Raw genomic sequence first — 26,926 nt, forward strand, 5'->3', positions numbered from 1 at the left:
AACGCAGAACGCAGAACGCGGATTAATAACGGATGGGACTTGGCATGATGGCGCAAGGTAAGCAGCAACACAACGGGCAGGCGACAGGGCTGCGCGAGGCGCTTGGTTTTATCCCTAACCTGTGTACCGGCTACGCTCTTTTATTGTTGATTCTGGCCGCGGAGTTACTCTCGGTTTTATTAGTTGTCGCCAATAGCGGGCTGCGAGACTTGCGCTGGGCCGAGTTAGGTTTAGTGTCATTTCTGGTACAGTGGGTTGTGCTGAGTTCGGCCTCTATCCTCTGCTATTTACAGAGCTATTTGGCTCGTTTGGGACCGATGCGTGCCGGGCTGATCAGTTACGCCATTGTGTTGGTGGTGACTATGATCTGCTCTTTGGGCGGACAATGGCTATTGCGCGATATTGGTAAGTTGGCTATCGATTGGTGGCAGGTGGCCAGTCATTTGGTGATTGCCGCGGTACTGGCGGGTATTATTTTGCGCTATTTATACCTACAGCAACAATTGCAAAAACAGCAGCAAGCTGAGCTGCGGGCGCGCATACAGGCGCTGCAATCGCGTATCGAGCCGCATTTTTTATTTAATAGTATGAACAGTATTGCCAGTCTTATTGCGGTGGATCCGCAACTGGCTGAGCGGCAAGTGGAAGATCTCAGCGATTTAATGCGGGCGAGCTTGGCTGAGGTTGGGTTAATTTCCGCCGCGCGCGAATTACAATTGTGCCGTAGTTATTTACACATTCAGCAGGCTCGCCTGGGGCAGCGCTTGCAAGTCAACTGGCAAGTTCAACCCTTGCCCGAAGCATTATTATTGCCAAATCTTCTGTTGCAACCTCTGGTTGAAAATGCGATTAAATATGGCGTGGAACCCGACCCACAGGGGGGCCAGGTTACGGTGCAGGCCGATATTCGAGCCGAAGTATTGGAGTTGGTGGTGATCAATTCGCTGCCTGTTTCCGATATCAATCAGCCCTCAGCGGGTAATCAGATGGCACTGGAAAACATACACCATCGCTTGGCCGCTCACTATGGCGTGGCGGCTTCATTGGCGGTCGATAATAAGACCGATCAATTTAAGGTGAGTGTCACCATAGAACTCACCGCCTGTTTGGCTCAATCGCGCCCCAGGCAATCGTAAAAGGTATTTGTTTTATGTTGGAAGTGTTAATCGTCGACGATGAACATCTGGCTCGCTCGCGCCTTGTGCGTATGTTCGATGATCTGGACGCGTACCAGGTGTGTGGTGAGGCGGAGAACGCCGAGCAGGCACTGGCTAAAATAGAGCAGTTGGACCCCGATATTGTATTGCTCGATATCGAAATGCCAGGCGCCAGTGGTATGCGCGCGGCCGAGCAAATCGAGGCGTTGGAAGACCCACCGGCGGTTATTTTTTGTACGGCTTATGAGCAATATGCACTGGATGCTTTTACTACCACGGCGGTGGGTTATCTACTCAAGCCCGTGCGCAAAGAGCAGCTGGAGCAGGGGCTGAGTAAAGTCACCCGCATCAACAAAATTCAGCGCGCTGTTGCCAGTACCAGTTCGGCACGTACCAGTATTACGGCCAAAACCCACCGTGGTATGGAGCGTATACCGGTGGCGAATATCCGCTATTTTTTGGCTGATCAAAAATACGTCACTGTCTATCATACCGCGGGCCAGCATTTGCTCGATTGCACGCTTAAAGAGTTGGAAGCCGAATTTGGCGAGCAAATGGCGCGAGTGCATCGCAACGCTTTAGTGGTTACCCGATGGATCGAAGCGGTTGAGCGAACCTGCGAGGGCGGCTACCGCCTGCGGATGGCCGATATGGAAACTGGGCCTATGGTTAGCCGGCGTCACGCCAGTGAAGTGAAGGCCCTGTTACAGACGCTGTGAATTGGTATGATGTGCAGCCGCTACAGACCCACCGAAAACAGAGAAGACTATGACTGCAAGTGCACCCAGAGTAATCCGAATTGCCACCCGCCAAAGCCTGCTGGCCCTCTGGCAAGCCGAATACGTCAAAGCTGAGCTGGAGAAGCACCACCCGGGTATAGTGGTTGAGCTGGTACCGCTAAAAAGCAAAGGCGATAAAATACTGGATGTGCCTCTGGCCAAAGTGGGCGGCAAAGGCCTATTCGTGAAAGAGCTGGAGCAGGCCATGCTGGAAAATCGAGCGGATATTGCCGTGCACTCGATGAAAGATGTACCGATGGAGTTCCCCGAGGGCTTGGGGCTGTCGGTGATCTGTGAGCGTGAAGATCCGCGCGATGCCTTTGTTAGCAATCAATACCAAACGATCGACCAGCTGCCCGCAGGTGCCGTTGTCGGCACCTCCAGCTTGCGTCGTCAGTGCCAAATTTTGGCGGCCAGGCCTGATCTCGAAATTAAATTTCTGCGCGGCAACGTCCAGACCCGTTTACAAAAACTGGATAACGGCGATTATGACGCCATCGTGCTCGCCAGTGCGGGGTTAATTCGGTTAGAACTGCAAGATCGTATTGCTAGTTTTCTAACCCCCGAGCAGTCGCTGCCCGCCGGCGGTCAAGGCGCGGTGGGAATTGAGTGTCGTAGTGATGACGAAAGCCTGCACCGTTTACTGGCCCCACTACACCATCAGGCCACTGCCGAGTGTGTCATGGCCGAGCGAGCCATGAACCGCCGCTTAGAAGGTGGCTGCCAAGTGCCTATCGCCTGTTACGCCGAACACCAAGAGGGTGGCTTACGGCTGAGAGGATTGGTGGGCGCGGAAGACGGTACGACCATGTTGTACGATGCCATTAGTGGCACCGTAGCCGAGGCCAATACCATGGGCGTGACGCTGGCCGAGCGCTTGCTGGCCGCGGGCGCCGACAAAATTTTGGCCGAGGTGTACGGTCGGAATGTGCAATGACTGTCAGCCGTATACTGATTACTCGCCCCGAACCGGCCGCCAGCGCCTGGCAGGCCCAACTGGCTGAATGCGGTTGGGCGGCGGATATAGTCAGCTGTATGGTGATTGACCCTTTGCGTGAGCCGGCTGCCGAACAAGCCATAAAAAACCATATATTAGCGTTTGATGAATATCACAAAGTCATTTTCGTTAGTCGCAATGCAGTGGCGCATGCTCTGCACTGGCTCGACCAGTACTGGCCCCAACTGCCGGTGGGCATCGAGTACTTTGCGATCGGTGAGAGTACGGCCGAGGCGCTGCGCGAGGCAGATATCGTCCCCAGTGCATTGGGGGGGGCTGAGTCCCCCATGAACAGTGAAACCTTATTGACCAGCAGCTCTCTACAAAATGTGGCAGATGAGCGTATTTTGATATGTAAGGGCGAGGGGGGGCGCGATTTACTTGCGCAGACGTTGTCAGCACGTGGGGCGCAGGTTAATCAGTGCGCGTTATATCGACGGGTTATACCCTCGCAAGCACTCGAGCAATTGCGCTGGTGGTTACTAAACTGGCCAGCAGGGGTGTCCTGCGATGCGGTGATTACCGCCCATAGTGGCGAAAGCTTACAAAACTTGGTGACATTGGCCCGCAGCGCCGGTGGTTTGGCTACACTGTTGACGGCGCCTGTGGTGGTCCCCGGACAACGAGTTGCAGCACTGGCTCGGGAGCTTGGCTTTGAGCGTGTAAGCACCGCTTTAAACGCCGGTGATCGGGCCATGCAAAAAGCATTAGAACCTTTGCTCGGTAGCACCAACCTCAATCAGTGAATAGCTGATTGAACGCATTATGATCATTTTGGTACTTGAACTGTACTTGTGAGGAGAATTCATCCCATGGCCGAAACGCCCCAATCTAAACAAGATCTGCCGGCCGAGACGACCAGCTCGACTGCCCCCACCAGTGATACTCCCACCAAGCGTGCGAAGCCATCACGCACAGGGTCGGGGCTGGCTTTGCTTTGCTTGTTTTTGCTTATTGCCACGGCCGGTGTGGGTGGCTGGTACGGTTGGCAGCTATGGCTACAAGTGCAAAACCTTGAACAGCAAGTTGACAATCGGCCGGTACAAGACGCGCTTGAGCCTTTCGATCCCGCCCCCTTGGAGCGGCAGCTGGCCGAGCTGCACGAGCGCTATTTGGCTTTGGAAAACCCAGCCCAAGAAATGCAAGAAGAGCAGGCCCAGCGCCGCGCCATGGCTCAGCTGGGGCGACAACTCGCCTCACTAGAGAGCCGTTTGGCGGCGATATCCGGCACCACACGTAACGATTGGAAATTAGCCGAGGCTGCTTTTTTATTGCGTATGGCCAATCAAAAGGTGTTGTTGGAACACAATAGCGTCGAAGCGCTGGCCATGACTCGCGCGGCAGATGCCATTTTACAGGCGCAAGATGATCCGGGATTGTTCGCGGTGCGCCAAGTGTTATCTGATGAAGTCGTTCAGTTACAGCTGGCGGACACCGTTGATAAAGAAGGCATTTACTTGCGCTTGCAGGCGGCGATTGATCAGGTGGGGGCGCTACCGGTGCTGCAGGCCTATCAGCGTCAGTCTAGCAATATCGTACAAGCTGGGTCTTCACCTCAAGCAGATGACGCATGGGGAAAAGTCAAAAACAGTGTGGCCAATGCTTGGCGCACATTGGGTAGTCTGATCCGGGTAACTCGGCATGACGTTAACGTAGCGCCACTTATGGCCCCCGAGCAAGCCTATTTTTTACGGCAGAATTTGCGCTTGATGCTCGAGCAAGCGCAAACCGCGCTACTGCGCGAATCCCAACCGGTTTATCAGCAAAGCCTGCAAGAGTCGATTGCCTGGCTGCAAACCTATTTCGAGCTGTCCGATGCCGCCCGGGTGATGGCTGAAGAGTTAACCGCACTTTCGGATATGGCAGTGCAAGTTGAGCTACCCGATGTGGATCGCGCGCAACGCTTATTGCGCGACTATATTGAGCGTCTGCATCAGGTTCAGTCGGAGGAAGATCTGTGAAAAAGAAGCTGATCCTTCTGCTGCTTGCCATGGTGGGCGGCGCTCTATTACTTCAATTAATGCGCAGTGACAGTGGCTATGTATTGCTTTCGTGGGGGCAAGTGGCTATTGAGATGAGCATCTGGACGGCACTGGCTTTGTGGTTGCTGGGATTTGTCTTGTTTTATTGGGGGTGGCGTCTGCTGAGTGGATCGCGCCGTCTTGGGCGTATGGTGTTCGGCAATCGCAACGCGTCCGTGCGCGCTCAACAAAAAACCTTCTCCGCTCTGGTGAAATATATCGAAGGTAGCTGGCCTCAAGCGCGCAAACAGTTGGTGAAAAGTGCCGGTGGCTCGGCCAATCCATTGGTTAATTATCTCGCTGCCGCTCGCTGCGCCTATGAGCAAGGGGACTTCTCCGCGGCCTTGGATCTGCTCCACAAGGCTGAGAAAAGTAAGCCGGGCAATGAGCTAGCAGTGGCCCTGACCCAAGCGCGCATGCAGCTGGACAGCGATCGCTATGAGCAATGCCTGGCAACACTCAACCGCATCAAACGACTGGCACCAGAGCACCCGGTTGTATTGGACCTGTTGGCTGATGTCTATTGGGCGCTGGATGATATCGATGCGCTAGAGGAATTATTGCCCAGCTTGCAGTCATTGTCGGGGCGCAGTACACAAGCGCGTAAACAATTAGAGCTGGATATCTATCTGCGTCAGTTAGCTAACTTACAAGCACGCCGCAAAAAAGGCGCGACTGATCAAGAGCAGAAGCAACGGCTGGATGCTATCTGGCAGCGAGTCCCTAAAAAACTACAGCGCGAGCCAGAGTTGATGGCGGCAGTGGCAATGGCACTGCATGGGTTAGGCGTTGATACTGAAGCAGAACCACTATTACAAAATGCTTTGCAAAGTGAATGGCGGCCCGAGTGGGTGGAGCTTTACGGTCTGATTGGCGCCGATGCCGAGCAACAGCTCAAGGTGGCGACCCGCTGGGAGAAACAACACGATGCCGACGGCGCTATGATGGCAACATTGGGCCGGCTCTGTGGGCGCAATGAGTTGTGGGGTAAGGCGCGAGATTATTTTGCCCAAGCGATAGAAATGAAGCCTGATGCCCAAGTGTATCTCGATTACGCCCAATTACTCGATCAACTGGGCGAGCCTGAAAAGAGTGCCCAACTGTGTCGGCAAGGGTTAAATTGTTTGGCCCAGAAAAAAGTCGCTGCAGGGAGTGAATGTTGATTCCTGTGGGGCAAATTCTGGCGGATATTCCCGAGCAGCTGCCCGAGGAATTATTCACAACTCTGGCCGAGGTGGCCGGAGTGCGTATCGAGCGTATCGTCTCGCGCGGCCACGCCAGTCCTCCCGATTTTTGGTACCAACAAGATGAGCACGAATGGGTGGTTCTACTCAGCGGGGGTGCGGTGCTGCGTTGGGGCACAGGCCAAGAGCAAGCCTTGGCGCCGGGTGATTATGTCATGATTCCAGCCGGAACCCGCCACCGAGTAGAGGGCACTCTCGCCGATGAGGACTCCGTCTGGTTGGCGGTCTTTATTCCGCCATCAGGCACGTGAACTAAGACTTGATGATTGTTCGATGTTATTCAAGCCGCGATGCCCAAAGCGCTAATTTGTGCTGAATGGACTTTTGCGAAACCTGATCTTCTGGTAGCGGTTGAATCAGCTTGTCGTGAACTAACAAACGGTAGATGTACAGCATTCGATCCCCAGCCGAATCGGTTGCCTCAAACTTGGCAGCGCCGCGCTTTTCGGCGTAAACCGATCCCACTCGTAAAGCCTTCTTTGTCAGTTCTTTTTCGTTTTCCAGTTTTTTCATGGCCGTCTCCAGCGCAAAGGTTTTTGCCGAACTCTTAAAACGTTAGAGGAAAAAATCGCCGTGTACAAGATAAACCTGTTAGCGACTTGTTGTTGGTAGCAGCCAGTGCGCCTGGCGGGTTAGAACTACCAGTGCGATAAAGTCGTAGAGCCCGTGCCAAGTAGCGACTAATACATAGCTTTGCGTTGCGTGGTACACCAGCCCAAACGCGATGCTCATTATCAAGGTTAAGATAAAATAGGTGAGTGATAACCAGTGCATAGCGGCGAATATCAAAGAAGAAAAGATAATCGCCAAACTGATGGGCATCCAGCTGTCCAGCCAGCTTTGCAGCAATACCCGAAACAACAACTCCTCCCCCAAGCCTGCTAAGGTGGCCATCAGGGCGAACTGCAATAGAGTCAAAGGCATAAAAAGCTGGCGTAACTGCTGAATATGTCCGGTGAGTTTGCGCTGTAAATAGGGCCAAAATCGTAGGCCGCTGGCAAGTGCTACATAGGTGAGTAAGGCACCGATAATGCCCCATGCCCAAGCACTTGGCCCGGTGGAACCTAGTAGCGGTATCGGGCGATGGGTCAGACAAAGGATGATAAAGGCGACAACACCAAGGCCACCTTCAAACAACGTTAACAGCCAAAAAGTTTTTCGATTCATAGCGAGCATTATACTCCGGGTGTGCTGGAGTGCGGGCGGTTGCAAGCCGGTTTCTGGAGAAAAAGGCTTGAGCGAATAATTTGAGCGGTAATATCGGCAACACCACTGGCGAGGAAACAGAGCGCTTGTGCCTTAGTGCGCGGCCCGTCTGTCGCCAAAGACCACCTGCCGGCGCTTGATTGCTTCTCTTAGGAGCGTATTATCGTCACAATGAGCTAGGAAAATAATGATGTTACGTAAACTATAATCTAAACAAGGAGTGACGGTATGTGGGATTTTAATCTCGGGGCGGCCGTGGGTTTGATGCGCAAAACGCTGCCTTTTTTATTGATGCGCCTGGTGGTGTATGTTGGTATTACCCTGGCTTATATGCTGGTTACGGGTATTGGGGCTGGGATTGGCTATGGCTTAACATCCGTGGGGGACGGTCAAGGTGGCGGAGCTTTTATGGGGGGGCGCCATTGGTTTTGGTCTGGTCAGTGCGGTTCTCTACTTTGCTCGTGAATACTTGCTCTACTTAATTAAAGCCGGCCACATCGCGGTATTGGTTGAATTAATACAAGATAAAGAGCTGCCCGAAGGTCGATCACAGGTCGAACACGGTCAAGCGGTGGTGAAAGAGCGTTTTAAAGAATCCTCCATTTTGTTCGGCGTCGACCAGTTGATTAAAGGTATTTTGCGTACCCTCAACCGTATGACTATGACGATTTCCAATTTTATTCCTATTCCGGCAATCCGTAGTTTGGTTGGAATCGTGAACAAAATCATCAATGTTTCACTGACCTATGTCGATGAAGTGATATTGGCTTACAATATAAAAACAAATAGTGAAAACCCCTGGCAGTCGAGTAAAACCGCCATCATTCTCTACGCGCAGAACTATAAAGTGATGCTGAAAAATGCGGTGTTTTTGATGTTATTTATGTATGTCGCTGGTTTTGTTATCTTCCTATTGGTACTCGGCCCAGTGGCGGCTATTGCTGCACTGTTTCCCGGAGCGGTTGGGGTGTGGACGGTCGTGTTCTCCGTTTTATTGGCTTGGGGTATCAAAGCGGCCCTGCTGGAGCCTTTGGCAGTTACGGCCATGATGCAGGTGTATTTCAAAACCATTGAAGGCCAAACTCCCAACGCTGAGTGGGAAGAGAAGTTGAACGGAGCGTCTGATAAGTTCCGAGAAATGGGTGAGAAAGCGGTCAGTTATGTGGGCGCGAGTAAAACCCCCGATAAAACCGAACCTGCCTAAACTTATGCGCCGTCTTAAGGGCGGCGCTTATTTGACTGAATGATTACGGCTCGGTGTATGGCTGGCGGCCGGTTAGACCCTTCCTACGTTATATTCACAACGAGCAGCTCGCGTACGGTTTCCCTATCGTGCGCTCTAAATACTCTACACCCCGTCCTAATGTGGGCTGTGAGGCGCCGTAAAGCCCTCGACTGAGACTATTTCCGTCTACTTCCCTCGAAATACACAATTTTTTCGCCAAGTGATGCCACAATTATGACGTGACAAAGTTGTAAAGCACAAAAAATAAAATTAATAACAATAGGTGTAGTTATGACAGAAACTGCCGACGTGGGTGCGGAGCTACTCAAACTGCTGTATATCGCCTCTACCAGTTTAGGTCTATGGACCTGCCTGAGTATCGGCTTGAATAAGCGCTGCCCCGCCAATATCAAGCGGAGCTTATTGCTGTTTATTGGCCTGCTGCTGGTTGTGCCGGTTAACGCTTATCTCGGTTTGATAATGCACCAGCCGCCACCGCTGCTGCACTCACTAGCCAGTACTCTGACGTGGTGCTATGGCCCCCTGCTGCTGATGCTCGTCAATGATACTGTGCAGCGTACGCAAAATAGCCAGCGCTTGCTGCTGCAATTTTTTCCCTTTATCGCTCTGGCGGCCATTCACTATATCAAGCTAGAGTGGTTGCACTTCGGACTCTACTACAGCGCATTGCTTCTGCACGTGGTAATTTATTTAAGTGTTATCGCTGTTAGGTTATATTGCTATCGTAAAAAGCTCGCTATTTTGGGCAGCGAGTTTAGAAACTCTACCTACCATTGGTTGTTGTATTTGATTGCCGGTATGTTCGTTATCCTTATTTACGACAATGTATTGCTGGCATTACTGCACCTTGGAGTTCCGATTCGCTATATCTTTGTCGCAGTCTCTATTGGCGGTCTTTCTTTTTACATTAGTACGATTGCGCTGCTACTTCTCTTGCAACCCCATATGTTTGACCAGCCGGTAGATTCCTATGATTCGCCCACCGACCTTGAATCCACAAAGCCCGCGCAAGAGGCGCTAGAGTGCGGCCGGCAAACCGAGCTGTCAGAGGCGGTAGCCAGTACGCTGCAAGAAATGCTTGAGAAGGTGATGAGCGAGCAAAAGTTATATTTGGATACCGGTATTAACGTGGCAAAGCTGGCGGCAACACTGGAGATATCAAGTCATCAGTTATCGGAGCTTCTCAACATTCATTTGCATACAAGTTTCTATGATTATTTAAACCGATATCGTTTGCAGGAGGCGTTGGTGCTGATGAACACAGGACCGAAAACGCAAAGTATTACCGATATCGCTTTTGTTTCAGGTTTTAATAATCGCAATACGTTTTATCGGGTGTTTAAAGAAAGTACTGGCCTAACGCCAGGAGAGTACAGAAAGCAACGGCTGGCCGAAGGTGTTGGCCCAGAAACTTTTACTTCAGGAGAGTGACCTATGAAATATATAACCACGATCGTTAGTAAGTTATTTGTGCTGAGTGTGATGCTTGTTTTAACGTCAAAAGCCGCCAGCGCCAGTTTGGAACCTATGCAATCGCAGGAGTTTGATGAGTTTTATATTGCCGAAAGTATTCAGCTGTCGCCCAGAAGAACGGTTTTTATCGAAGAGGTTCCGGTGAGCTTTTCCAAAGTGTGGTTGAATGAGTTTAGCAATGAAACGTCGAGTAGCTATCGACAATATATTAAAAAAACATACGGCGTCGAGTTCAAGAGCCAGATGCAGAAATCATTATCTGAGGCGGGTTGGAAAGTGCTGACCGAGCGCGATAAAGCCAATATAATTGTTCAGCCTAAACTCGATGAGCTTAATATCGTAGCGCCAGAAAAAATTGGTATTAGCGATACAATCCTCGCTCGTTTCGCTGGTAGTTCGGTGATAAATATTGTTATATCTTCGGGCGCTGGCGATACCTTAATGACAATTTCCGATTACGGTACAACGCCGGCAACAATTGGCAGTCCGTTCGCTAACCGAAGAACTAATTTTATTTATTTTAAATTGCTGTTAAACAACTGGGCCCAGCTGTCATCTACCTATCTAGATAGCTTAATGGAGGAAATAGAAAAACAGGCTCAGTAATTTTGTGAACCCGCGTGGCGTGTGTTTTGAGCGGTAGCGCCCGCGGTCACCATTCAAAACGCAACCCTAGCAGTGGTAAGAGGCTGCCTTCTTCTGGTTTTATCGTGCCGCTGCGTTCGTTAAAGTTAATGTTGGAGGGGTTTTCTTCGCCCAATAAGTTAATGATGTCAATAAACGCAATAACTTGTGTAGCCCCTAGCGGGCGGCGGTAGTCGAGTCGAATATTGAGTGAGCCATAGTCATCGTAGCGCAAATTATTTTGGCCGATGGTTTCTCTGCTGTAACGCACCGGTTGCCCGTCGCCCAGTACATTCGCATGCACAATGTAATTGCCATAGGGTAGACCAGAGGCCCACTTCCAGCGGCCAGATAATTTCCAGCGAGCATTGATTTCCCAGACGCCGCCCACGCTCAATGCGTGTGGCCGGTGGTAATCGGCATCGTATTCGGGCAGGCCGGCAGCATCGCGCTGCTGCGTCTGGTTATACGAGTAGGTGGCACTGGCCGACCAGCCGTAAGCGAACTGGCGGGTTAGTGCAGCGTCGATTCCCCAAGAGGTACCCGCCCCGGAGTTGGAATAGGTTTGCGTGACGGCGTCGCGCTGTACTACTAGCTCGCGCCGCTGCTGGTAGTAAGGTTCGATAAACATTTCCCAGCGTTGGTTTAGTTGGTAGTGTACACCTAGGCTGATCTGATCGATACTTTCGTAGCCTAAGGTGGCGTCACTGGTATTCCCTGCGAGGTCATCTAGGCGGGGCATTTGCACATAGCGGCCCACAGTGGCGCTGACGCCGGCTCGGTCCGAGACTTGCCATGAGACGGCCAACCGGGGTGACAGCTCGCCGTCACTGGTAAATTTATCGCCCTCATACCGAAGCCCGGCGCGCCAATCCCAAGCGCCAAGGGTAAATTCTTGATCGATATACGCGGCATATTGCAGCGCGCGGGCGCGATAATCGGTATTGACCGCGGCAGGGGTAAGTACAACGTAGCGCTGTTCGGGGTTGGGACGGAAGCTACTAGCTTGATACTCGTAGCGGTTCCACGGTCCATCAATCGCGCGCTGCAGGGTAAGGTCAGATTGGCTGAGCCGGGTCCCCGCGCTCAATCGCCCGAGAGCATTATTATCGCTGAAATCTAAACGCCAGCCGATTTCGCTGTCGTCTTGATGCGCACTAATAATTGGCTGGCGGCGCGGTATTAATTGCGCTGGGGTATCGGTGGCAACCTGTTCCGGGTAAGCCTCACCCGTTTGAGTATCTTCACCATAGTGGCGGTAGTACAGCTTGTGTTGCAGGCTGGCATTTTGCCCCAGAAGTTGTTGGTAGGTCGCGACCAGCAGTGTGTTGTCGGACGCCTGCTCAACCAGTCCGACGTTGTCGTACACCCCTGGGGTGTCATTATCCGAGGCCAGCACGTTGTCCATGTCGCGTGAATAGCGTTCGGGCGCGTAGATGGCCAAAAATTCCAGGCTGTTGCCGCCGGTAAGCACGGTATGGGTTTTAAGAATAACGTCGGTGACCTCCGGCTCACCCACGTCATCGAGACCAACGGCTTCGAATAAGCGACCAAAGTTGAGCTGTCGCGCCGAAAAGAGCACGCTGGTATTGGCATGCAGATAGCTGGGGCCATCGTAGCCCAGTTCTACTCCAGCGATATCAAGCCGTGCAGTGTAGGCTGGGGTTTGTGGGTTGCCCCGGGCGACCTCCAGCTGCAATAGTGAGCCGGCGCGCCCGCCGTAGGCCGCGGACCAGCCGCCGGGTTGAAAATCAGCACTGCCCACCGTGTTGGGGGCAAACACGCTGTAGCGTCCACCATCTTGAGCGTCGCTCAAGTCGCCAAAACTATCGCTAAAATGAACCACGCGCGCAAAGGGCACGCCGTCGACCAGAATTAAGTTATCCCGCGGTCCGCTACCGCGTACGGTAAAACTGGAGTAGGCACCAGAGGAGAACAGCCCCGGCATTCCATCCAGTGCGCGCAATACATCGCTGCCACTGCCTGCGGCACTGCGCAGGGCTTCGCGGTCTTTGCGGCTCGCCCCAGTAGAGCTAAGCCAGCCGCCACCTATACTGTTGCCGATGACAACCAGCTCTTCTACCTGCTTGTTGGCGCTGGCCAGTGACAGATCAAGCGGGGTAATTTTATCCTCAATCAAGCGTACGCTAGGCAGGCGCGCGGTGACATATCCTGCGCGGCTGACCGTCACCTCGTAGAGCCCAGCGTCCAACCCCTCAAAGCGGGCAATGCCCGACTCGTCGGTGAGTCCTTGCCAGGTTTGGTTTTGACGGTCGCTCACCCGTACCTCTGTGCTGTTCAGCGGGCGCTGGTTGGTTTGGTCGCGAATAGTCAGGTGCAAATCGGCCGCCCACAATGGCTGGCACAGCAATAGTGCAGCAAGCGGCCAGAATCGGCGGTGTATGGCGGGCTGGGCGCGTAACGTCATTATTCGTCCTTAAATACAGATCGGTGATAGCAATACTCAACTATACGTTGGCGTCGGCGTTTAGATGACCGGCGCGACGGCTTGGTACGCGCCGCAGTCTGCGGCAGCATGCCAGTCGAGGTATCTATGAAAGGTAGCAGGTAATAAGGTGTTGGGCCGTGGCGCAAATTAGCTCTGGCAGGGTATTGCCGCGCGGTGGCTGTTGTTGGCCCGTGGCTGGCGGGCTGAATTAGAGGTGATTGCTCAAGGCTTGCTGCCATTCGGGGCTGTCTGGGCCAACCACACACTGGCCGTCGCGGCGCATATTGAGGCGCAGCTGGCAGCGCTGAATCTCGCCGCTAAATTCCTGCGCTGGGATGTGCCGCACGGCGGCCAGGATTTGTTGGTTGAAAGCCGAGCCGTCGTTATTGAGTGTGTAGAAAACCCATTTACCTTCGCGGCTCGCCGTGACGATATTGGCTTTTAGCAATATTTTTAGATTGCGTGAGACATTGTAGTGCGACTCCCCCAGCACATCCATGGCTTCTGCGACACAAATTCTTTGATCAATATGCGCCAGAAGCCAAAACAGTCTAAGCCGGTTTGGGTCCGCTAATGCTTTAAGTGTATCGATATAATTGTTCAGCATTACAACCTCAGTCGCTCTATCTAAAGTAAGTCGCTAGAGTATCAAACTAAAGAGCACCCCGCCGAAAATAGCCATAGCCAGCACAATAGTCACAAAAGCGACCACCGCTCGGGGTTTTAGCACGGTAGAGACAATGGCAATTTCTGGCAAGCTGGCGCCTGTGCCACCAATCAGCAGGGCCATGGCGGCGCCCATACCCATTCCTTTGCCGATCAGGACATCGAGTAGTGGTAGCGCCATCTCGATGCGCAAATATAAAGGTACGCTGATCACCGCCGCAACCGGAATGGCGAACCAATTATCGTTGCCTACGTATTTCTCGACAATGTCGGCGGGCAAAAATACCGCCGACAGCGCACTGATGGCCGCACCAATCAAAACATAAGGGGTGATTTTTTTGAACAGCGCCCACGCAAAGCGCATAGCGCGCTTTAATTTTTCTTTGTGGCTGTCGGCATCGGCAGTCGGTGCTGCGCAGGTTGCAGCGCCGCTGCAATTGTCGACTGCCAATGCTTTATCTTCCTCCTCCATAATAAATTCGACTTCGTGGTCTTTGACCGATGCAGGTGCGGCATTGCCACAGCTGGGTTCGGGTTCGACAAGATCGCGCTTAACGGCATGTTTAAGACTGGTACAGCCAATAATATAACCGGCCGCGATGGCGCAACTTAAAGTAAGGGCAAAATAAATGGCGGCAATTTTAAGGCCAAAAGTCGCCATAATCAGTCCCACGACGACAAAATTGGTGAGGGGGGCCGAGATTAAAAAGCTAAACACCGTGCCAGTGGCAACTCCCATTTGCACCATACCGATCATTACCGGAATCATTGCAGCGCTGCAAAAAGGCGTTAGTATCCCCATAAGTCCACCGATAATGGGGCCGCGACTTTCGTGCTGTTGCAGTTTACTTTGCAGCTTCTCTTGCGGGACATAGTGTCTTACTACACCGGTAAGTACAGATACGGCAGCGATAATAAGTAGTAACCAACCACCGATATAAATAAATTCTTGCAGGGCCATTGCCCAATTGTTTTCTGACATCTTCGATTCTCCTATTCTCATATGCATAAATGTGCATGTGTGCGTATATTGTCGGGAGAAAGATGTGCTGTCAAGTGGTAGAGAGGTTTGGCATCGGTTGAGTAACGCGGTCGGATCACTTCTTGTTGGGCAATTCGGTATAATTACCGGCATGATAAATCTGCAATATCGACAGCCCTGCGCGGCAGCGCCCGTTCTCTACTCCTTCCGCCGCTGCCCGTATGCAATGCGTGCCAGGTTGGCGCTGCTGTTTGCCCAGCAAACGGTGCAGTTACGGGAGGTTGTGCTTAAAAACAAACCCGCCGTTATGCTTGCTCTCAGCCCTAAAGGTACTGTGCCTGTCCTGCAGCTTGGCGATGGCTCAGTGATTGAGGAGAGTCTTGATATTATGCGCTGGGCCTTGGCGCAGAGCGATCCGTATAATTTATTGCGGCCCGAGGTGGTAAAGCAGGCCAACACACTGATTGAGCAAAATGACTCGGAGTTTAAGTACTGGCTGGATCGCTACAAGTATGCCGACCGCCATCCAGAGTTATCGCAACACGAATATCGATTGCGTGGCGAAGAATTTTTGCAGCAGCTGGAGAGTCGGTTAGCGGACAAGCGCTTTTTATTAGCGGACGAATTAACCTTGGCGGATATCGGTGTTATGCCTTTTGTGCGGCAATTCGCCCATGTTGAGCGCGACACATTCTACGCATTACCCTATCCCAAGTTGCAACAGTGGTTGAGAGCATGGTTGGAGCACCCACTGTTTATTCAGGCCATGACCAAATATTCACCCTGGCAGCCAGAGCAGTTGCCGGTGTTGTTTCCCTCGTAGCAGGCTTACCGCTACACTGATGTGACAGTGAACGATTAACGGAGTAAGCCAAATGAAAATTCTACTGTTCTTGGGGACGGTCCGCGATAGCACCCCGCCCAAGCCCGCGCGTTTAGGGCAGCGAGTGGCTGAGGCGTGCCTAGCCTGTTGGCGCAGCGGTTTTGCCGAGCACGAGGTGGAGCTGATTGACGCACTGGAGTACCCGGCCGAGGCAGTGTTTAAGCCGCATTTTGCTTACGCAGATGGCCGCGCACCGGCTGCTCTTGATACATTGGCGCAAAAAATTGAACAAGCTGATGCATATATTATGATCAGCCCTGAGTACAATCACAGCTTAAGCCCGGCGCTGACCAATCTACTCAATCATTTTGGCAGTTCATTATTCTCTTATAAACCGAGCGCAATCGTGACCTATTCAGCGGGGCAGTGGGGCGGTATGCGGGCGGCACTAGGTATGCGCACCTTCCTGTCGGAGCTCGGATGTTTACCGGTTTCTGCCATGGTACATGTACCCAAAGCGCAAACGGTATTCGATGAGCAAGGCGTGGCAATGCCCGGCGAGTATCAGGCCGCCTGGTTTAATTATTTTGGCCGTAGTTTTAATCAGCTGGTGTGGTGGGCACAGGCCGCCGCCGAACAGAAAAAACAGAGTGACCCTCAAGCTTTGGTTAAATCTTTCACCAAAGCTCCTTCCGAGCGCAACGCCCCTTAATGGTTATGACGTGCATTGGCACGTCAATAAAGAAACGTTGGGCAGGTCTGCCTGGGAGATTGTAAACACTACAGCGCATGGCAGTTATTGCATAAAAAACAGATAAATATAGGGTTAAATACGCATAATTTACGTGTATTACCTCGGCCCGGTTTTTGCTCTACCTCTGATGACTGATTATTAACTCTTAGGAGGTAACTATGTCTACATCAGTACAAGGCAAAACAGTGGCCATTCTGGCAGCCGATGGCTTTGAAGAGTCAGAGTTGGCATCGCCGCGTGAGGCATTAACCTCGGCAGAGGTGAATGTTGAAATCGTTTCGCCCAATGGCTGGCAGATTACCGCATGGGCTAAAACCAGCTGGGGCCAGGAGTATACCGTTGATAAAACGCTAGAGGATGCCAACAGCGACGATTACGATATGTTGATCATCCCCGGTGGTTTGTTTAATCCAGATACACTGCGAACAGACCCCGCAGCGCTGGAGTTTACCCGTGATTTTTTCCAGCAACACAAACCTGTTGCTGCCATTTGCCATGCGCCTTGGGTATTGATTAGCGCTGGCGTGGTAAAAGATAGAGACGTAACGTCCTATCCATCGGTCAAAGACGATCTAATCAACGCCGGTGCCCGCTGGCACGATCGCTCAGTAGTGGTGGATAACGGCTTGATTACTAGTCGCAGCCCTGACGATTTAGAAGACTTTAATGCTAAGATTTTGGAAGAATTGACCGAGGGTAAGCACAAACGTCAAGTCGCCTAACGTGTTTTATCAGTAATACATTCACTAACCATTGAAAACTAAAAAGGAAGCAATCATGGATTTAATACGAGTCATACTGTCAATTTTACTTCCCCCGTTGGGGGTCTTTCTGCAGGTCGGGTTTGGTATGCACTTTTGGCTGAATATACTGCTGACTCTGTGCGGATATATCCCGGGTATTGTTCATGCTATATGGATTATTGCCAAGAAGTAGATATGTATTCTTGGTTAGAGACGGCGAGCGATTAGCTCGCCTTTTTTTTGCCTGCTGTCGGATGATAGGTGGGGAATTCTATTTCTCTTGACATGTACCTATGAGCTAGAAAATAAGTTTGTTGTGTATAGTCGTTGAGGGGCAACGAAATTCCGATAGTTGTTTGGATGCATTGATCACTACAGTCAGTGAGATGCAAGTGCCAGAGGATTTTTTAATGGCTCTTCAGTGCCTGCCTGAGGCGCAGCGTTTTTATTCAACTCTCCTTAAGTCAAGCCGCCTTGTGATGGCGCGTGGACTGACAAGTGCCAAAAAACCTGAAACCCGCCAGCGGAGCTTTGATCAATATAAGGATGCACTGGCCCGCCAAGAAAGGCCCGTATAGCTGCACGCTTATGCCCTGTAGAGTGTAAACCCGCTACTCAGTTACTGGTAGGCGGTATATTCATTTGAATGACATTCAGCACTACTGCGGATACAAGCTCTTATTGCCCATCAGTCAAACGCCCGTTGATTTTACGGCTGATTTTTAATATATTCACCCTTTATGGTCTTTATTAATAATATTCAATGATCTGTCGGTTGGTAAATCCGAGTTTTTAGATCGGTGTCTCTGGTGGTAAAACACTGATTTGGGTGTGCCGGAACATTTTCCTAGGTCTGGATGCGAAGCCGTAATGAATCAAGTTGGTCGTATTAAGGTGGTTTTCTACTTCCCTTTATAATTGTCTATGGAGTATGAGTTACGTGCGCACTTATCCTTGTTATTTATTCACGCTGCTGGCTTTGTTGTCAGTGAATGTCTGTTATGGCCTAGAGAAGCTGGAGCCTTCAGGTGATGATCGCACGGGGCGGCCCAATATTGTTGTGATCCTAGCCGATGACATGGGCTATGGAGACATTGGCGCTTACAATGAGAAAAGTTTGATTCCAACGCCCAACCTCGATGATATGGCTGCAGCAGGCATGCGATTTACGGACGCGCATACCCCCTCCTCTGTCTGCACTCCTAGCCGTTATTCATTGTTGACGGGACGCTATGCGTGGCGTACCCATCTCAAGACAGGGGTGCTTTGGGGGTATTCTCCCCTTCTGATTGAGCCCGGCCGGGAAACCATCGCATCAATGCTGCGTAAGCAGGGGTATCACACCGCCGGCATTGGCAAGTGGCACTTGGGGCTTGGTAATGGTGAGCCTAGTTACTATGGTGTACCTGTGACTGAGGGCGAGAGTCCGGCAGTAGATTTCAAGCGTCTGCGGCCGGGCCCTAACGAGGTAGGCTTTGATTACTTTTTCGGTACTCCCGCCAGTCTTGATATGAAGCCCTATGTTTACATAGAGAATGGCCAGCCCCTTACGCCTATGACAGGAAAACTGGTGGAAGCTAGTGAGCGACGTCGTGGCGGCGGTGGTGGTATGTGGCGCAAAGGGGAAATTGCTGAGGGTTTTGACCACCAGAAAGTGTTGCCCACTCTTACAGAAAAAGCTGTTCACTATATTCACACGCGAGGCCAAAGCGACGGCGAGCCATTTTTTCTCTACTTTTCTCTAACCGCGCCTCATACACCTTGGCTGCCGTCGGAGGCGTTTATTGGTAAGAGTGATGCTGGGTATTACGGCGATTTCAACGTGCAAGTTGATCATGTAGTTGGGCAAGTTTATAGCGCCCTTGAGTCCGCCGGAGTGGCCGAAAATACACTCGTCGTCTTTACGTCGGATAATGGGGCAAATTGGCTCACGGTAGATATAGAAAAATATGGCCACTACGCGAATGGCTCACTCAGAGGGCAAAAGGCAGACATCTATGAAGGGGGGCACCGGGTACCGCTCCTTTTTACCTGGCCTAACCACATTCCTCAAAATACGGTAAGCGATCAACCGGCGACCTTGGCCGACTTAATGGCGACGTTTGCGACCCTAACAGATGTGGCTCTTGCGGACACTTCTGCACCCGACAGCGTTGATATTTCGCCAGTTCTATTGGGGGGCGCAGCCAAGGTTACGCGGGAGCCCCTGATACACCACTCCGTGGATGGAATGTTTGCTTTCCGCGAGGGGGAATGGAAGCTCGTGGAGGGCTTGGGCTCGGGAGGTTTTACAGCCCCGGTCCGAGAAAAGGCAACAGAGGATGGTGTCAAAGTACAATTATATAACCTAGCTCAAGACCCGGGCGAAACAAAAAATGTAGCGGCAAAGCATCCTAAAATTGTTGCTCAATTGCAGTCTAAACTGGATCATATAAGGAGCAATGAGTACCGATAATACGCCCAGCCGCTAACGGTAAGCATTGTACCAGGCGGCGCAAGTGTGCATCGTATATAGAACGGTAGGCAAAGAGCATGACATGGAGTGTTGTGCCCTCTGGATATATTCTTACATTTTATTCTTCGGTAACCCGCGCCATAGCTTTAATGTCTGCCGGCTCTCCAGCCATCCTGATCGTCACCCACAGCCACGATAACCAGAAAACTCCCACGGCTCGGTATTCTGATTGTATTGGCAGCGGCTATTGCAATATATAACGGGGTCAATTCCTTGCCCATACGAGAGTTCTGACTCAAAGGGGGTGCAGCGGTATCTGATTATTCTTGTTCGTTCTGGATAGGCTAAAAGGTAGTCATTGACTATGCGTCGGTTGGGTTTTGCTAAAAGCGGTAGGTTAAGCAGGCTTAAGATCGTCAAGCGGCGATTATGTAGAAAGAGATCAATTGCACTGTCTTTTTAGTGCGAAGTGTTTATTTTTAGTAGTATACCGACCGTTGGCCAGTATATTAATGCCGTGCTTTATCAACAAGCAGACTTCACACCGAGGGTGTATACGTGAAAAAAAGCTATCTAGTACAGAAAACTAGCAATCTCCTCTTGGACCAATTGAAGGGCCTCGAAAAATCTTCTGATCCGTATCTGGCGAGCGATTTGTCACTTGCTTTTGAGCTGGATGTCAGCCGGACCACGATCCGAACAGTGATCGAGGGTCTTGAGAAAAAAGGAATAATTAAGCGTGATAGCCAGGGTAAGCGGGTGGTCAGAGCGCCGCAAAAGCAAGATTATTATGACATCAGCAGCGCTGCTTCCTCCAAAGAGGAGGAGGTGCAACGTTACTTTCTCTCAATGATTAACAGCGGAAAATTATTACCGGGCGATCGATTTTCAGAGCTTGAATTAGCGAAACAGTCCGGCTGCAATACCGTCACCGTTAGAGAGTTTCTGGTTAAGTTTTCTCGGTTTGGTCTCATTGAGAAGCCACCTCGCGGGCAGTGGCAAATGGTTGAGTTCGATGAAGATTTTGCGGGGGAGCTGATTGAGTTTCGCAAGGTGTTGGAAATGAGAGCCCTAGTGAAGCTTATGAGTCGCGACGAGGGGCATCCGGTCTGGGACGAGTTGCGAGACATTCTGTCGGCCCATAAAGAGGTGAAAAAAAGCTTTGATAAGCGCTATCGTGAAGTGCCAGATCTGGATGCACGGCTACATACAGCGATTCAGTCGGGTGCTAATAACCGGTTTATTAAGCAGTTTTTCGAGGTGGTCTCATTTGTATGTCACTACCATTACCAATGGAAAAAAGAAGGTGAAAAGGAGCGCTTTTGGGTGGCGCTTAATGAACATATTGATTTGCTGGTCGCCATTTTGGCGCAGGATGTTGCCTCTGCGGTTCAGGCGCTCGAAGTGCACTTGGATTCGGCCGAACGAACGTTGCTGGCGTGCGCCACCAGTGTGAATCAGGAGTCAGAGCAGCCGTAGGTGAGGGCAAGGCCCAGAGCCTTTTTGCCGCGTGAGCACCAAACATTGACTTTGTATCGAGAGTTGGGTAAATTCGCCGTTGTACTATTATTAATAAAATACTGTCCAGTGCCAGGGAGGTTGGTCATGGCCGGTATAGGTAGTGCGAGTGGTCAGAAAGGCCGCACATTGAAGTCGAGCTAAGTAGCTTTTGCCGTTATTGGCAAGTGTCATCGATTTCTTGGGGCGGCTCAATATAACAACACTTAGACAGGAAATGTTTGTGATGCCAAAACTTGCAACATTCATTGTGGTGCTCCTTGGGATGGCCCTATTTGGCTGTGCCACCGAAGAGCGCCCAAAAGAAATAACCTCCGAACGCTCAACCGATCGCCCGAATATTGTGTTCGTCATCACGGACGACCAAGGCTATGGTGACCTCGGTGTCCATGGTAATCCTTTTGTTCAAACACCTAATATCGATCAGCTAGCCAAAGAAAGTGTCAGCTTGACGGATTACCACGTCGCTCCTACCTGTTCGCCCACGCGTGCGGCTTTGCTGACGGGGCGTTGGACGAATCGCACCGGTGTTTGGCACACCATCATGGGCCGCTCGATGCTGCGTGAAGATGAAGTTACGATTGCGGACATGTTACAAGCCAATGGCTATCACACCGCTATGATTGGCAAGTGGCACCTCGGAGATAACTACCCTTATCGACCTATGGATCGTGGGTTCGAGCACGCTTATTATCACGGTGGCGGTGGTGTTGGCCAAACGCCTGATTATTGGAATAACGCCTATTTTGATGGTTCTTATTTTCGCAATGGAGAGCCGGAGCCTGCTAAAGGTTTTGTAACGGATGTGTTGTTTAAAGAGGCTATTCAATATATAGACTCAGTAAAAGACAGTGGTAAACCCTTCTTTACCTATATTAGTGCGAATGCGCCCCACGGTCCTATGCACGCTCCGAAAGAGTATGCGGACCTATACGCTAATAAAGGTCTGCCGGAAAAGCCAGAGTCAACGACGCACTTCTACGGAATGATTACCAATATTGATGACAATATTGCAAAGCTTCGTAGTTATTTAAAGAAGAATAATCTGGATCAAAACACAATTTTTATTTACACCACAGATAATGGTTCATCTGCCGGGGCGGCTGTTTACAACAGTGGTATGCGCGGTAATAAAGGCAGCGAATACGATGGTGGCCATCGAGTACCGTTCTTTATGCACTGGCCTGAAGCTGGGCTAAACGAAGGGAAGATTGTCGATACCATCACCTCTTATGTGGATATTGTTCCGACGCTTCTTGATTACACAAATACTGCAGCCCCCGAAGGTATTAAATTCGACGGTGTGAACATTCACGCACTGGTTGAGGGCGATAGTGCCGACTGGCCGGACCGCATCCTTGTCACGGATTCACAGCGTGTTCTTGATCCTATTAAATGGCGTAAAAGCGCGGTGATGACTGATCAATGGCGTCTGGTAAATGGTGAGGAGCTTTACGATATTACCCGAGATCCTGGGCAAGAAAATGACATTGCGGGTCAGCACCCTGAGGTGGTTAAGCGTCTTAGAGAATTTTATGAGCAGTGGTGGCAAGAGCTTGAGCCAACCTTTGGCGAGCCGACACCAATATATCTGGGCTCAGAACAAGCAAATCCTGTTTACCTTAACAGTCATGACTGGCTTGGCCACAACAAAATAGTGCCCTGGAAGCAATCCTATATCCGTCAAGGTGTGAGGGAAGACGATGGCGAGCATAAAGGATATTGGTGGGTGAACGTGGTAGAGGCGGGAGAGTACGAGTTTGAGTTGCGCCGTTGGCCCGAAGAAGCAAATACTCCCATCAGCAGTGGCATGCCGGCCGGTCAACCTGTTGCGGGCGACCGCTCTTATCGTGATTTCAAAGGTGAGGCCTTTGATGCAGAGTTAGCCTACATGACGATCGGGGGAAAAAGGTTAGAAGCGAAAGTCGATGATTCGGCAACGCATATCACTTTTAAAACATCTCTAGAAAAAGGTAAGGGAAAGTTGGCGGCGGCGTTCGTTAACAAAGCAAGGGAGGAGCTTGGGGCTTACTACGTAACTGTTAGAAAACTGTAGTGATTCGAAAACAATGGACTGGCAGTTTGCCAGTCCGGCAACCTTGTTAGTCACAGCCCTAAACGTTGGGGCTTATCCTCTGCCACTGGCAGGTTTTAGGAGAACAGAGTAATGAAAATAACCATACGTTTCGTGCTGATTTTGGCGGTGTTGTTTCAGCTGGGATGTGCCCAGCTCAGCGCGCAAGATAAACCGATCGCAAAGAACCCTGAACTGTCCGATGAGCAAAGAATGCAGTGGTGGAAAGATGCTCGCTTTGGCATGTTTATTCACTGGGGTCTTTATGCCGTGCCCGCGGGAACCTATAAAGGTCAGACGGTAGAAGGTAATGCAGAGTGGATTATGGAGAAGCTGCAAATCCCGGTCGCCGAATATGAGCAATTCGCACCACAATTTAATCCGGAAGAATTTGACGCGGAAAAATGGGTCAAGATCGCCAAAGATGCGGGCATGAAATATATCGTTATCACCACTAAACACCACGAAGGTTTTGGTTTGTGGGATTCAGAGGTGAGCGACTACGATATTATGGATGCAAGCCCATTTAAGCGAGATATTTTGGCTGAGTTGGCCGAGGCTGCACGAAAAGAAGGTATCAAGCTCGGCTTCTATTACTCGATTGTCGACTGGCATCATCCGGATGCCCAAGCGCCTTTATACCCACACTACAATGCGGGGCAAACGGACAAAACGATATCCAATCCTGACTTTCCTAAATACTACGAAAACTATATGAAGCCTCAACTTAGAGAGCTTCTGACTAACTATGGGGATGTTGCCGTTGTTTGGTTTGATGGCGACTGGATTCCAGATTACACCACAGAGATGGGTAAAGAGATTTATGACTTTATCCGTGAGTTGCAGCCCAATGCCATTGTCAATAACCGAGTAGACAAAGGCCGTGCCGGCATGAGTGGTATGAACAAAGAAGGCAACTTTGCCGGAGACTTTGGTACGCCAGAAAAAGAAATTCCAGACACGGGTATTGAAGGGATTGACTGGGAGTCGTGTCTTACCATGAATGATACATGGGGTTTTAAATCTGTTGACGATAACTGGAAAAGCAAACAAGAGCTGATAGAAAGCCTGGTTGATATCGTCTCGAAAGGCGGCAACTTATTGTTGAACGTAGGGCCAACCGCAGCAGGTGAAATTCCAGTGCCGAGTGTGGAAAGGTTGGCTGCGATGGGGGATTGGCTGGAGCAAAATGGTGAGGCCGTCTATGGTGCAGAAGCCAGCCCTTACGAGAAGCCTGTGTGGGGTCGATACACCAGTAAAGATGGTGTGATTTATGCGCACGTGTTTGAAGCCCCCAAAGATGGAAAGCTGTTACTGCATCCAGAAATTGCAGTGCGCTCAGCCACATTACTTCAGGCCCCTAATGCGCGTCTAGAAATGATTGATGGCGAAAATGCCCTTTTGCTCCCTGCAACGTATTCTGATTCACTGGTGCCAGTCATTAAAATTGAAATGTAGATGTAAAGCTGCTATGTCGCGGAGTGATGCTGTTTAACTTAACAGAACCACTCCGCGAACTATTGAATATTGAGTCATATAGTTTCCCCTGGATAGCAGGGAAAGGATAATAACAATGCCTAAAACTAGTTACACTCGGTTACCCCTGAGTTATCTTTTGAGCAAAGTAACACTGCCTGTGGTTTGGCTCTTATTGAGTTGGCTTGGCCTCACTGCAGTGGCAGTCTCTGCCGACACGGTTGAAAAAAGCGATGCGAAAAAGAATGTTGTCTTTATTCTTTTGGATGACTTGCCTACTGATAACTTCGGCTTTGTTAATCCGCGCCTTAATACTCCTAATATTGATACGTTGGCAGAGCAGGGAACCTATTTCCCCGGTGCGGCAGTGACGACCTCTCTGTGTTCGCCTAGTCGGGCAACCATCCTGACTGGGATGACCACGCGAAACCATCGTATTGTCGACAATAACGACTCAAGCGAAGATCATCTGACCTATTTTCCATCCTACCTACAAGAAGCGGGTTACGAGACCGCGTTTATTGGTAAGTGGCACTTAGGCCGTAAAACTGACAACCCGCGCCCGGGTTTCGATTATTGGGTGAGTTTTAAGGGGCAGGGAACCTACTTGCCTAAGGGCGATTTTGGTGAAAATCAAACCCAAACTTTGAATGTAAATGGTGAGGATGTTGAGCGCACTACTTACATGACCGACGAGCTCACTAATTATCAGATGCATTGGCTTAAAGAGCTTCGCGATCCATCCAAGCCGTTTTTTCTCTATATGTCTCATAAAGCCGTGCACACAGTTTGCAGACCTGCGCAGCGACACAAAAATCAATATGCAGACTTAACTATGGAGATTCCTGACAATGCGCACAATACGGAGAAGAACAACCGCAACAAGCCGATGTGGGTTCAAAACCAGCGCAATAGTTGGCACGGGTCAGATATCAAGCATCCTCAAGGGCTAGAAACCATGATGGATGAGAAACGGGATTGTGACCAAGTGCTCAGTGCTGTGGACGATAGCGTCGGTGTTACTTTGCAGTACCTGAAAGAGACGGGCCTGGATAAAAATACGATGGTCGTTTTCTTTAGTGATAATGGCTATCTATGGGGGCAACACGGTCTGACCGATAAGCGCAACGCCTACGAAGAGTCTGTTCGTGTCCCCATGATTGTTTCACTGCCTGGCTTGGTACCAGAGGGCAAAGTCAGCGATGCACGTATTCGCAATCTCGACTTGGCGCCAACGTTCTTAGCGATAGCAGGGGTCAATGCGCCCGAGCATTTCGATGGGCAAAATACACTGCCTATTATTACGGGTGATGCTTCGTGGGAAGAGTGGGATCAACAAGATTTTGTTTACGAGTACTACTGGGAGTGGACTTTCCCGGCGACCCCCACAACATTTTCGATTGTTCGGGATAATATGAAATACATTCAGTATCACGGTATCTGGGATCTCGAAGAGCTTTATGATCTGGATAAAGATCCGAATGAAATGAACAACCTCATTTTTGACGAGCAGTACGAAAACGTAAGAGTGGATTTACGTGAGCGTTTGTATCGACAGCTTACTAATAATCGTGGCTTAAATACGGTGCCTTATACCGAGCGTAAAAGCCGAGGGTTTGTCTACCGGCGAGAGTCTGGTGCGGATCAGGCAAGGTTCCCCGAACAGTGGATGCTAGAAACGACACCACCGGGTAAACCCTTGGATTTCCCCACCGTCTATGAGCAAGCTGTTAAACGCTGAGGTTAACAACCACAGAGTTAATAGCGAGTACCTCTAACGCCCTACAGGTTCACCACTAGGCCTGTCGGGTGGCAGAGGTAATACGTATCGCGCAGGCCCCTTAACGACAAGGCGGCCTGTGCGATACTGTCCTTGTCCTTGTCCTTGTCCTTGTCCTTGTCCTTGTCCTTGTCTGCCGAGCGCCAGCCGCCCGTTTTACTGCTTGCCTACCTTAGAATTGGTGCAAAATAGCACCTCCAAGGTTCCAACTTTACACACGAAATTATTCGTTAAGGCGGTTGACACCCATCTCAATTATGTGGAAATATTGTGCTATTATTAATAAAAAACAACCGATAGACGGTAAGCCTAACTGTTAAATAAGTCGCTGCAGTCCATAAGAAAACAGTACCCAAGGCAGCGCGAGCCCTTTAGCCCAATGGCCTAGGCTTAGCTCATTAATCTCCGGGCCTGCGCTAGCAAGCCCGGAAAATATAATTAAATAAATCAGATAACGAT

General features: G+C 50.7%; 26 protein-coding genes. 21 read left to right on the forward strand and 5 right to left on the reverse strand.

Going from position 1 to position 26,926, the window contains the following annotated elements:
- Positions 1-32 precede the first annotated feature (32 nt).
- The 7 genes from Q4526_RS02030 to Q4526_RS02060 all read left to right on the forward strand — a co-directional run bounded on the left by Q4526_RS02030 (position 33) and on the right by Q4526_RS02060 (position 6,449).
- The gene (locus Q4526_RS02030) at positions 33-1,136 is read left to right on the forward strand and encodes a sensor histidine kinase (protein WP_303609504.1); all 1,104 of its coding nucleotides are present in this window, start codon (positions 33-35) and stop codon (positions 1,134-1,136) included.
- 14 nt (positions 1,137-1,150) lie between these two features.
- On the forward strand, positions 1,151-1,876 hold the full coding sequence (locus Q4526_RS02035) for a LytTR family DNA-binding domain-containing protein (RefSeq protein WP_336623035.1): 726 nt from the start codon (positions 1,151-1,153) through the stop codon (positions 1,874-1,876).
- A gap of 49 nt (positions 1,877-1,925) precedes the next feature.
- The gene (gene hemC / locus Q4526_RS02040; protein ID WP_215975071.1) at positions 1,926-2,873 is read left to right on the forward strand and encodes a hydroxymethylbilane synthase; all 948 of its coding nucleotides are present in this window, start codon (positions 1,926-1,928) and stop codon (positions 2,871-2,873) included.
- On the forward strand, positions 2,870-3,679 hold the full coding sequence (locus tag Q4526_RS02045) for a uroporphyrinogen-III synthase (RefSeq protein ID WP_215975072.1): 810 nt from the start codon (positions 2,870-2,872) through the stop codon (positions 3,677-3,679). The genes hemC and Q4526_RS02045 overlap by 4 nt, the downstream gene beginning before the upstream one ends.
- Before the next feature lie 66 nt (positions 3,680-3,745).
- On the forward strand, positions 3,746-4,894 hold the full coding sequence (locus Q4526_RS02050) for a uroporphyrinogen-III C-methyltransferase (RefSeq protein WP_215975073.1): 1,149 nt from the start codon (positions 3,746-3,748) through the stop codon (positions 4,892-4,894).
- Positions 4,891-6,117, forward strand: a complete 1,227-nt coding sequence (locus Q4526_RS02055) for a heme biosynthesis HemY N-terminal domain-containing protein (RefSeq protein WP_215975074.1) — start codon at positions 4,891-4,893, stop codon at positions 6,115-6,117. Before Q4526_RS02050 ends, Q4526_RS02055 begins: the two co-directional genes overlap by 4 nt.
- The gene (locus Q4526_RS02060) at positions 6,111-6,449 is read left to right on the forward strand and encodes a cupin domain-containing protein (protein WP_215975075.1); all 339 of its coding nucleotides are present in this window, start codon (positions 6,111-6,113) and stop codon (positions 6,447-6,449) included. Before Q4526_RS02055 ends, Q4526_RS02060 begins: the two co-directional genes overlap by 7 nt.
- A gap of 25 nt (positions 6,450-6,474) precedes the next feature.
- Here the strand turns inward: Q4526_RS02060 and Q4526_RS02065 are convergent, their stop codons facing one another.
- Complete coding sequence (locus Q4526_RS02065; protein ID WP_215975076.1) at positions 6,475-6,711, reverse strand: DUF5062 family protein; 237 nt, start codon at positions 6,709-6,711, stop codon at positions 6,475-6,477.
- Positions 6,712-6,789: 78 nt separating this feature from the next.
- Positions 6,790-7,365 carry a CPBP family intramembrane glutamic endopeptidase gene (locus Q4526_RS02070; RefSeq protein WP_215975077.1) on the reverse strand — a complete coding sequence of 192 codons (576 nt, stop codon included), beginning with the start codon at positions 7,363-7,365 and terminating at the stop codon, positions 6,790-6,792.
- 267 nt (positions 7,366-7,632) lie between these two features.
- On the opposite strand from Q4526_RS02070, the gene Q4526_RS02075 reads away from it, so the two are divergent.
- The 4 genes from Q4526_RS02075 (at position 7,633) to Q4526_RS02090 (ending at position 10,729) form a co-directional block, all read left to right on the forward strand.
- Positions 7,633-7,869, forward strand: a complete 237-nt coding sequence (locus tag Q4526_RS02075; RefSeq protein WP_215975078.1) for a hypothetical protein — start codon at positions 7,633-7,635, stop codon at positions 7,867-7,869.
- Positions 7,799-8,608 carry a hypothetical protein gene (locus Q4526_RS02080; RefSeq protein WP_215975079.1) on the forward strand — a complete coding sequence of 270 codons (810 nt, stop codon included), beginning with the start codon at positions 7,799-7,801 and terminating at the stop codon, positions 8,606-8,608. Before Q4526_RS02075 ends, Q4526_RS02080 begins: the two co-directional genes overlap by 71 nt.
- A gap of 312 nt (positions 8,609-8,920) precedes the next feature.
- A complete protein-coding gene (locus tag Q4526_RS02085; RefSeq protein WP_215975080.1) occupies positions 8,921-10,081 on the forward strand; it encodes an AraC family transcriptional regulator in 1,161 nt (386 codons plus the stop codon).
- A 3-nt stretch (positions 10,082-10,084) separates the two neighbouring features.
- Positions 10,085-10,729, forward strand: coding sequence for a hypothetical protein (locus tag Q4526_RS02090; protein ID WP_215975081.1), 645 nt, complete (start codon positions 10,085-10,087; stop codon positions 10,727-10,729).
- Positions 10,730-10,775: 46 nt separating this feature from the next.
- Here Q4526_RS02090 and Q4526_RS02095 read toward each other — a convergent pair whose 3' ends face one another.
- From Q4526_RS02095 to Q4526_RS02105, 3 genes are all read right to left on the reverse strand, one after another.
- Complete coding sequence (locus Q4526_RS02095) at positions 10,776-13,175, reverse strand: TonB-dependent receptor (RefSeq protein ID WP_215975082.1); 2,400 nt, start codon at positions 13,173-13,175, stop codon at positions 10,776-10,778.
- Between the two features lie 229 nt (positions 13,176-13,404).
- Entirely contained in the window at positions 13,405-13,803 is a 399-nt protein-coding gene (locus Q4526_RS02100; protein ID WP_215975083.1) for a metalloregulator ArsR/SmtB family transcription factor, read from the reverse strand.
- Between the two features lie 33 nt (positions 13,804-13,836).
- Entirely contained in the window at positions 13,837-14,844 is a 1,008-nt protein-coding gene (locus tag Q4526_RS02105) for a permease (protein ID WP_215975084.1), read from the reverse strand.
- Positions 14,845-14,995: 151 nt separating this feature from the next.
- Between Q4526_RS02105 and Q4526_RS02110 the strand changes: the two genes are divergently transcribed.
- The 10 genes from Q4526_RS02110 to Q4526_RS02150 all read left to right on the forward strand — a co-directional run bounded on the left by Q4526_RS02110 (position 14,996) and on the right by Q4526_RS02150 (position 26,428).
- Positions 14,996-15,667, forward strand: a complete 672-nt coding sequence (locus Q4526_RS02110; RefSeq protein WP_215975085.1) for a glutathione S-transferase — start codon at positions 14,996-14,998, stop codon at positions 15,665-15,667.
- 52 nt (positions 15,668-15,719) lie between these two features.
- Complete coding sequence (locus tag Q4526_RS02115; RefSeq protein ID WP_215975086.1) at positions 15,720-16,379, forward strand: NADPH-dependent FMN reductase; 660 nt, start codon at positions 15,720-15,722, stop codon at positions 16,377-16,379.
- Positions 16,380-16,579: 200 nt separating this feature from the next.
- On the forward strand, positions 16,580-17,143 hold the full coding sequence (locus tag Q4526_RS02120) for a type 1 glutamine amidotransferase domain-containing protein (protein ID WP_215975087.1): 564 nt from the start codon (positions 16,580-16,582) through the stop codon (positions 17,141-17,143).
- Between the two features lie 55 nt (positions 17,144-17,198).
- Positions 17,199-17,357, forward strand: a complete 159-nt coding sequence (locus Q4526_RS02125; RefSeq protein WP_215975088.1) for a YqaE/Pmp3 family membrane protein — start codon at positions 17,199-17,201, stop codon at positions 17,355-17,357.
- A 193-nt stretch (positions 17,358-17,550) separates the two neighbouring features.
- Positions 17,551-17,742, forward strand: a complete 192-nt coding sequence (locus tag Q4526_RS16460; RefSeq protein WP_368411081.1) for a YdeI/OmpD-associated family protein — start codon at positions 17,551-17,553, stop codon at positions 17,740-17,742.
- 362 nt (positions 17,743-18,104) lie between these two features.
- Entirely contained in the window at positions 18,105-19,619 is a 1,515-nt protein-coding gene (locus Q4526_RS02130) for an arylsulfatase (RefSeq protein ID WP_303609505.1), read from the forward strand.
- Between the two features lie 654 nt (positions 19,620-20,273).
- Positions 20,274-21,098, forward strand: a complete 825-nt coding sequence (locus Q4526_RS02135) for an FCD domain-containing protein (RefSeq protein WP_303609506.1) — start codon at positions 20,274-20,276, stop codon at positions 21,096-21,098.
- 220 nt (positions 21,099-21,318) lie between these two features.
- A complete protein-coding gene (locus tag Q4526_RS02140) occupies positions 21,319-23,193 on the forward strand; it encodes an arylsulfatase (RefSeq protein ID WP_303609507.1) in 1,875 nt (624 codons plus the stop codon).
- Between the two features lie 111 nt (positions 23,194-23,304).
- Entirely contained in the window at positions 23,305-24,669 is a 1,365-nt protein-coding gene (locus tag Q4526_RS02145) for an alpha-L-fucosidase (protein ID WP_215975093.1), read from the forward strand.
- Between the two features lie 157 nt (positions 24,670-24,826).
- Positions 24,827-26,428, forward strand: a complete 1,602-nt coding sequence (locus Q4526_RS02150) for a sulfatase (protein ID WP_303609508.1) — start codon at positions 24,827-24,829, stop codon at positions 26,426-26,428.
- Positions 26,429-26,926 lie beyond the last annotated feature (498 nt).

The organism is Gilvimarinus sp. 2_MG-2023 (assembly GCF_030547685.1).
Taxonomy (GTDB): Bacteria; Pseudomonadota; Gammaproteobacteria; order Pseudomonadales; family Cellvibrionaceae; genus Gilvimarinus.

What these genes read in the sequence shown, in the direction of transcription:
- Q4526_RS02030 (WP_303609504.1), top strand. Translation starts at nt 33, where the DNA reads ATGGGACTTGGCATGATGGCGCAAGGTAAGCAGCAACACAACGGGCAG.
- hemC (WP_215975071.1), top strand. Translation starts at nt 1,926, where the DNA reads ATGACTGCAAGTGCACCCAGAGTAATCCGAATTGCCACCCGCCAAAGC.
- Q4526_RS02060 (WP_215975075.1), top strand. Translation starts at nt 6,111, where the DNA reads ATGTTGATTCCTGTGGGGCAAATTCTGGCGGATATTCCCGAGCAGCTG.
- Q4526_RS02065 (WP_215975076.1), bottom strand. Translation starts at nt 6,711, where the DNA reads ATGAAAAAACTGGAAAACGAAAAAGAACTGACAAAGAAGGCTTTACGA.
- Q4526_RS02075 (WP_215975078.1), top strand. Translation starts at nt 7,633, where the DNA reads ATGTGGGATTTTAATCTCGGGGCGGCCGTGGGTTTGATGCGCAAAACG.
- Q4526_RS02035 (WP_336623035.1), top strand. Translation starts at nt 1,151, where the DNA reads ATGTTGGAAGTGTTAATCGTCGACGATGAACATCTGGCTCGCTCGCGC.
- Q4526_RS02050 (WP_215975073.1), top strand. Translation starts at nt 3,746, where the DNA reads ATGGCCGAAACGCCCCAATCTAAACAAGATCTGCCGGCCGAGACGACC.
- Q4526_RS02100 (WP_215975083.1), bottom strand. Translation starts at nt 13,803, where the DNA reads ATGCTGAACAATTATATCGATACACTTAAAGCATTAGCGGACCCAAAC.
- Q4526_RS02125 (WP_215975088.1), top strand. Translation starts at nt 17,199, where the DNA reads ATGGATTTAATACGAGTCATACTGTCAATTTTACTTCCCCCGTTGGGG.
- Q4526_RS02045 (WP_215975072.1), top strand. Translation starts at nt 2,870, where the DNA reads ATGACTGTCAGCCGTATACTGATTACTCGCCCCGAACCGGCCGCCAGC.
- Q4526_RS02090 (WP_215975081.1), top strand. Translation starts at nt 10,085, where the DNA reads ATGAAATATATAACCACGATCGTTAGTAAGTTATTTGTGCTGAGTGTG.
- Q4526_RS02085 (WP_215975080.1), top strand. Translation starts at nt 8,921, where the DNA reads ATGACAGAAACTGCCGACGTGGGTGCGGAGCTACTCAAACTGCTGTAT.
- Q4526_RS02095 (WP_215975082.1), bottom strand. Translation starts at nt 13,175, where the DNA reads ATGACGTTACGCGCCCAGCCCGCCATACACCGCCGATTCTGGCCGCTT.
- Q4526_RS02110 (WP_215975085.1), top strand. Translation starts at nt 14,996, where the DNA reads ATGATAAATCTGCAATATCGACAGCCCTGCGCGGCAGCGCCCGTTCTC.
- Q4526_RS16460 (WP_368411081.1), top strand. Translation starts at nt 17,551, where the DNA reads ATGCAAGTGCCAGAGGATTTTTTAATGGCTCTTCAGTGCCTGCCTGAG.
- Q4526_RS02115 (WP_215975086.1), top strand. Translation starts at nt 15,720, where the DNA reads ATGAAAATTCTACTGTTCTTGGGGACGGTCCGCGATAGCACCCCGCCC.
- Q4526_RS02145 (WP_215975093.1), top strand. Translation starts at nt 23,305, where the DNA reads ATGAAAATAACCATACGTTTCGTGCTGATTTTGGCGGTGTTGTTTCAG.
- Q4526_RS02105 (WP_215975084.1), bottom strand. Translation starts at nt 14,844, where the DNA reads ATGTCAGAAAACAATTGGGCAATGGCCCTGCAAGAATTTATTTATATC.
- Q4526_RS02070 (WP_215975077.1), bottom strand. Translation starts at nt 7,365, where the DNA reads ATGAATCGAAAAACTTTTTGGCTGTTAACGTTGTTTGAAGGTGGCCTT.
- Q4526_RS02120 (WP_215975087.1), top strand. Translation starts at nt 16,580, where the DNA reads ATGTCTACATCAGTACAAGGCAAAACAGTGGCCATTCTGGCAGCCGAT.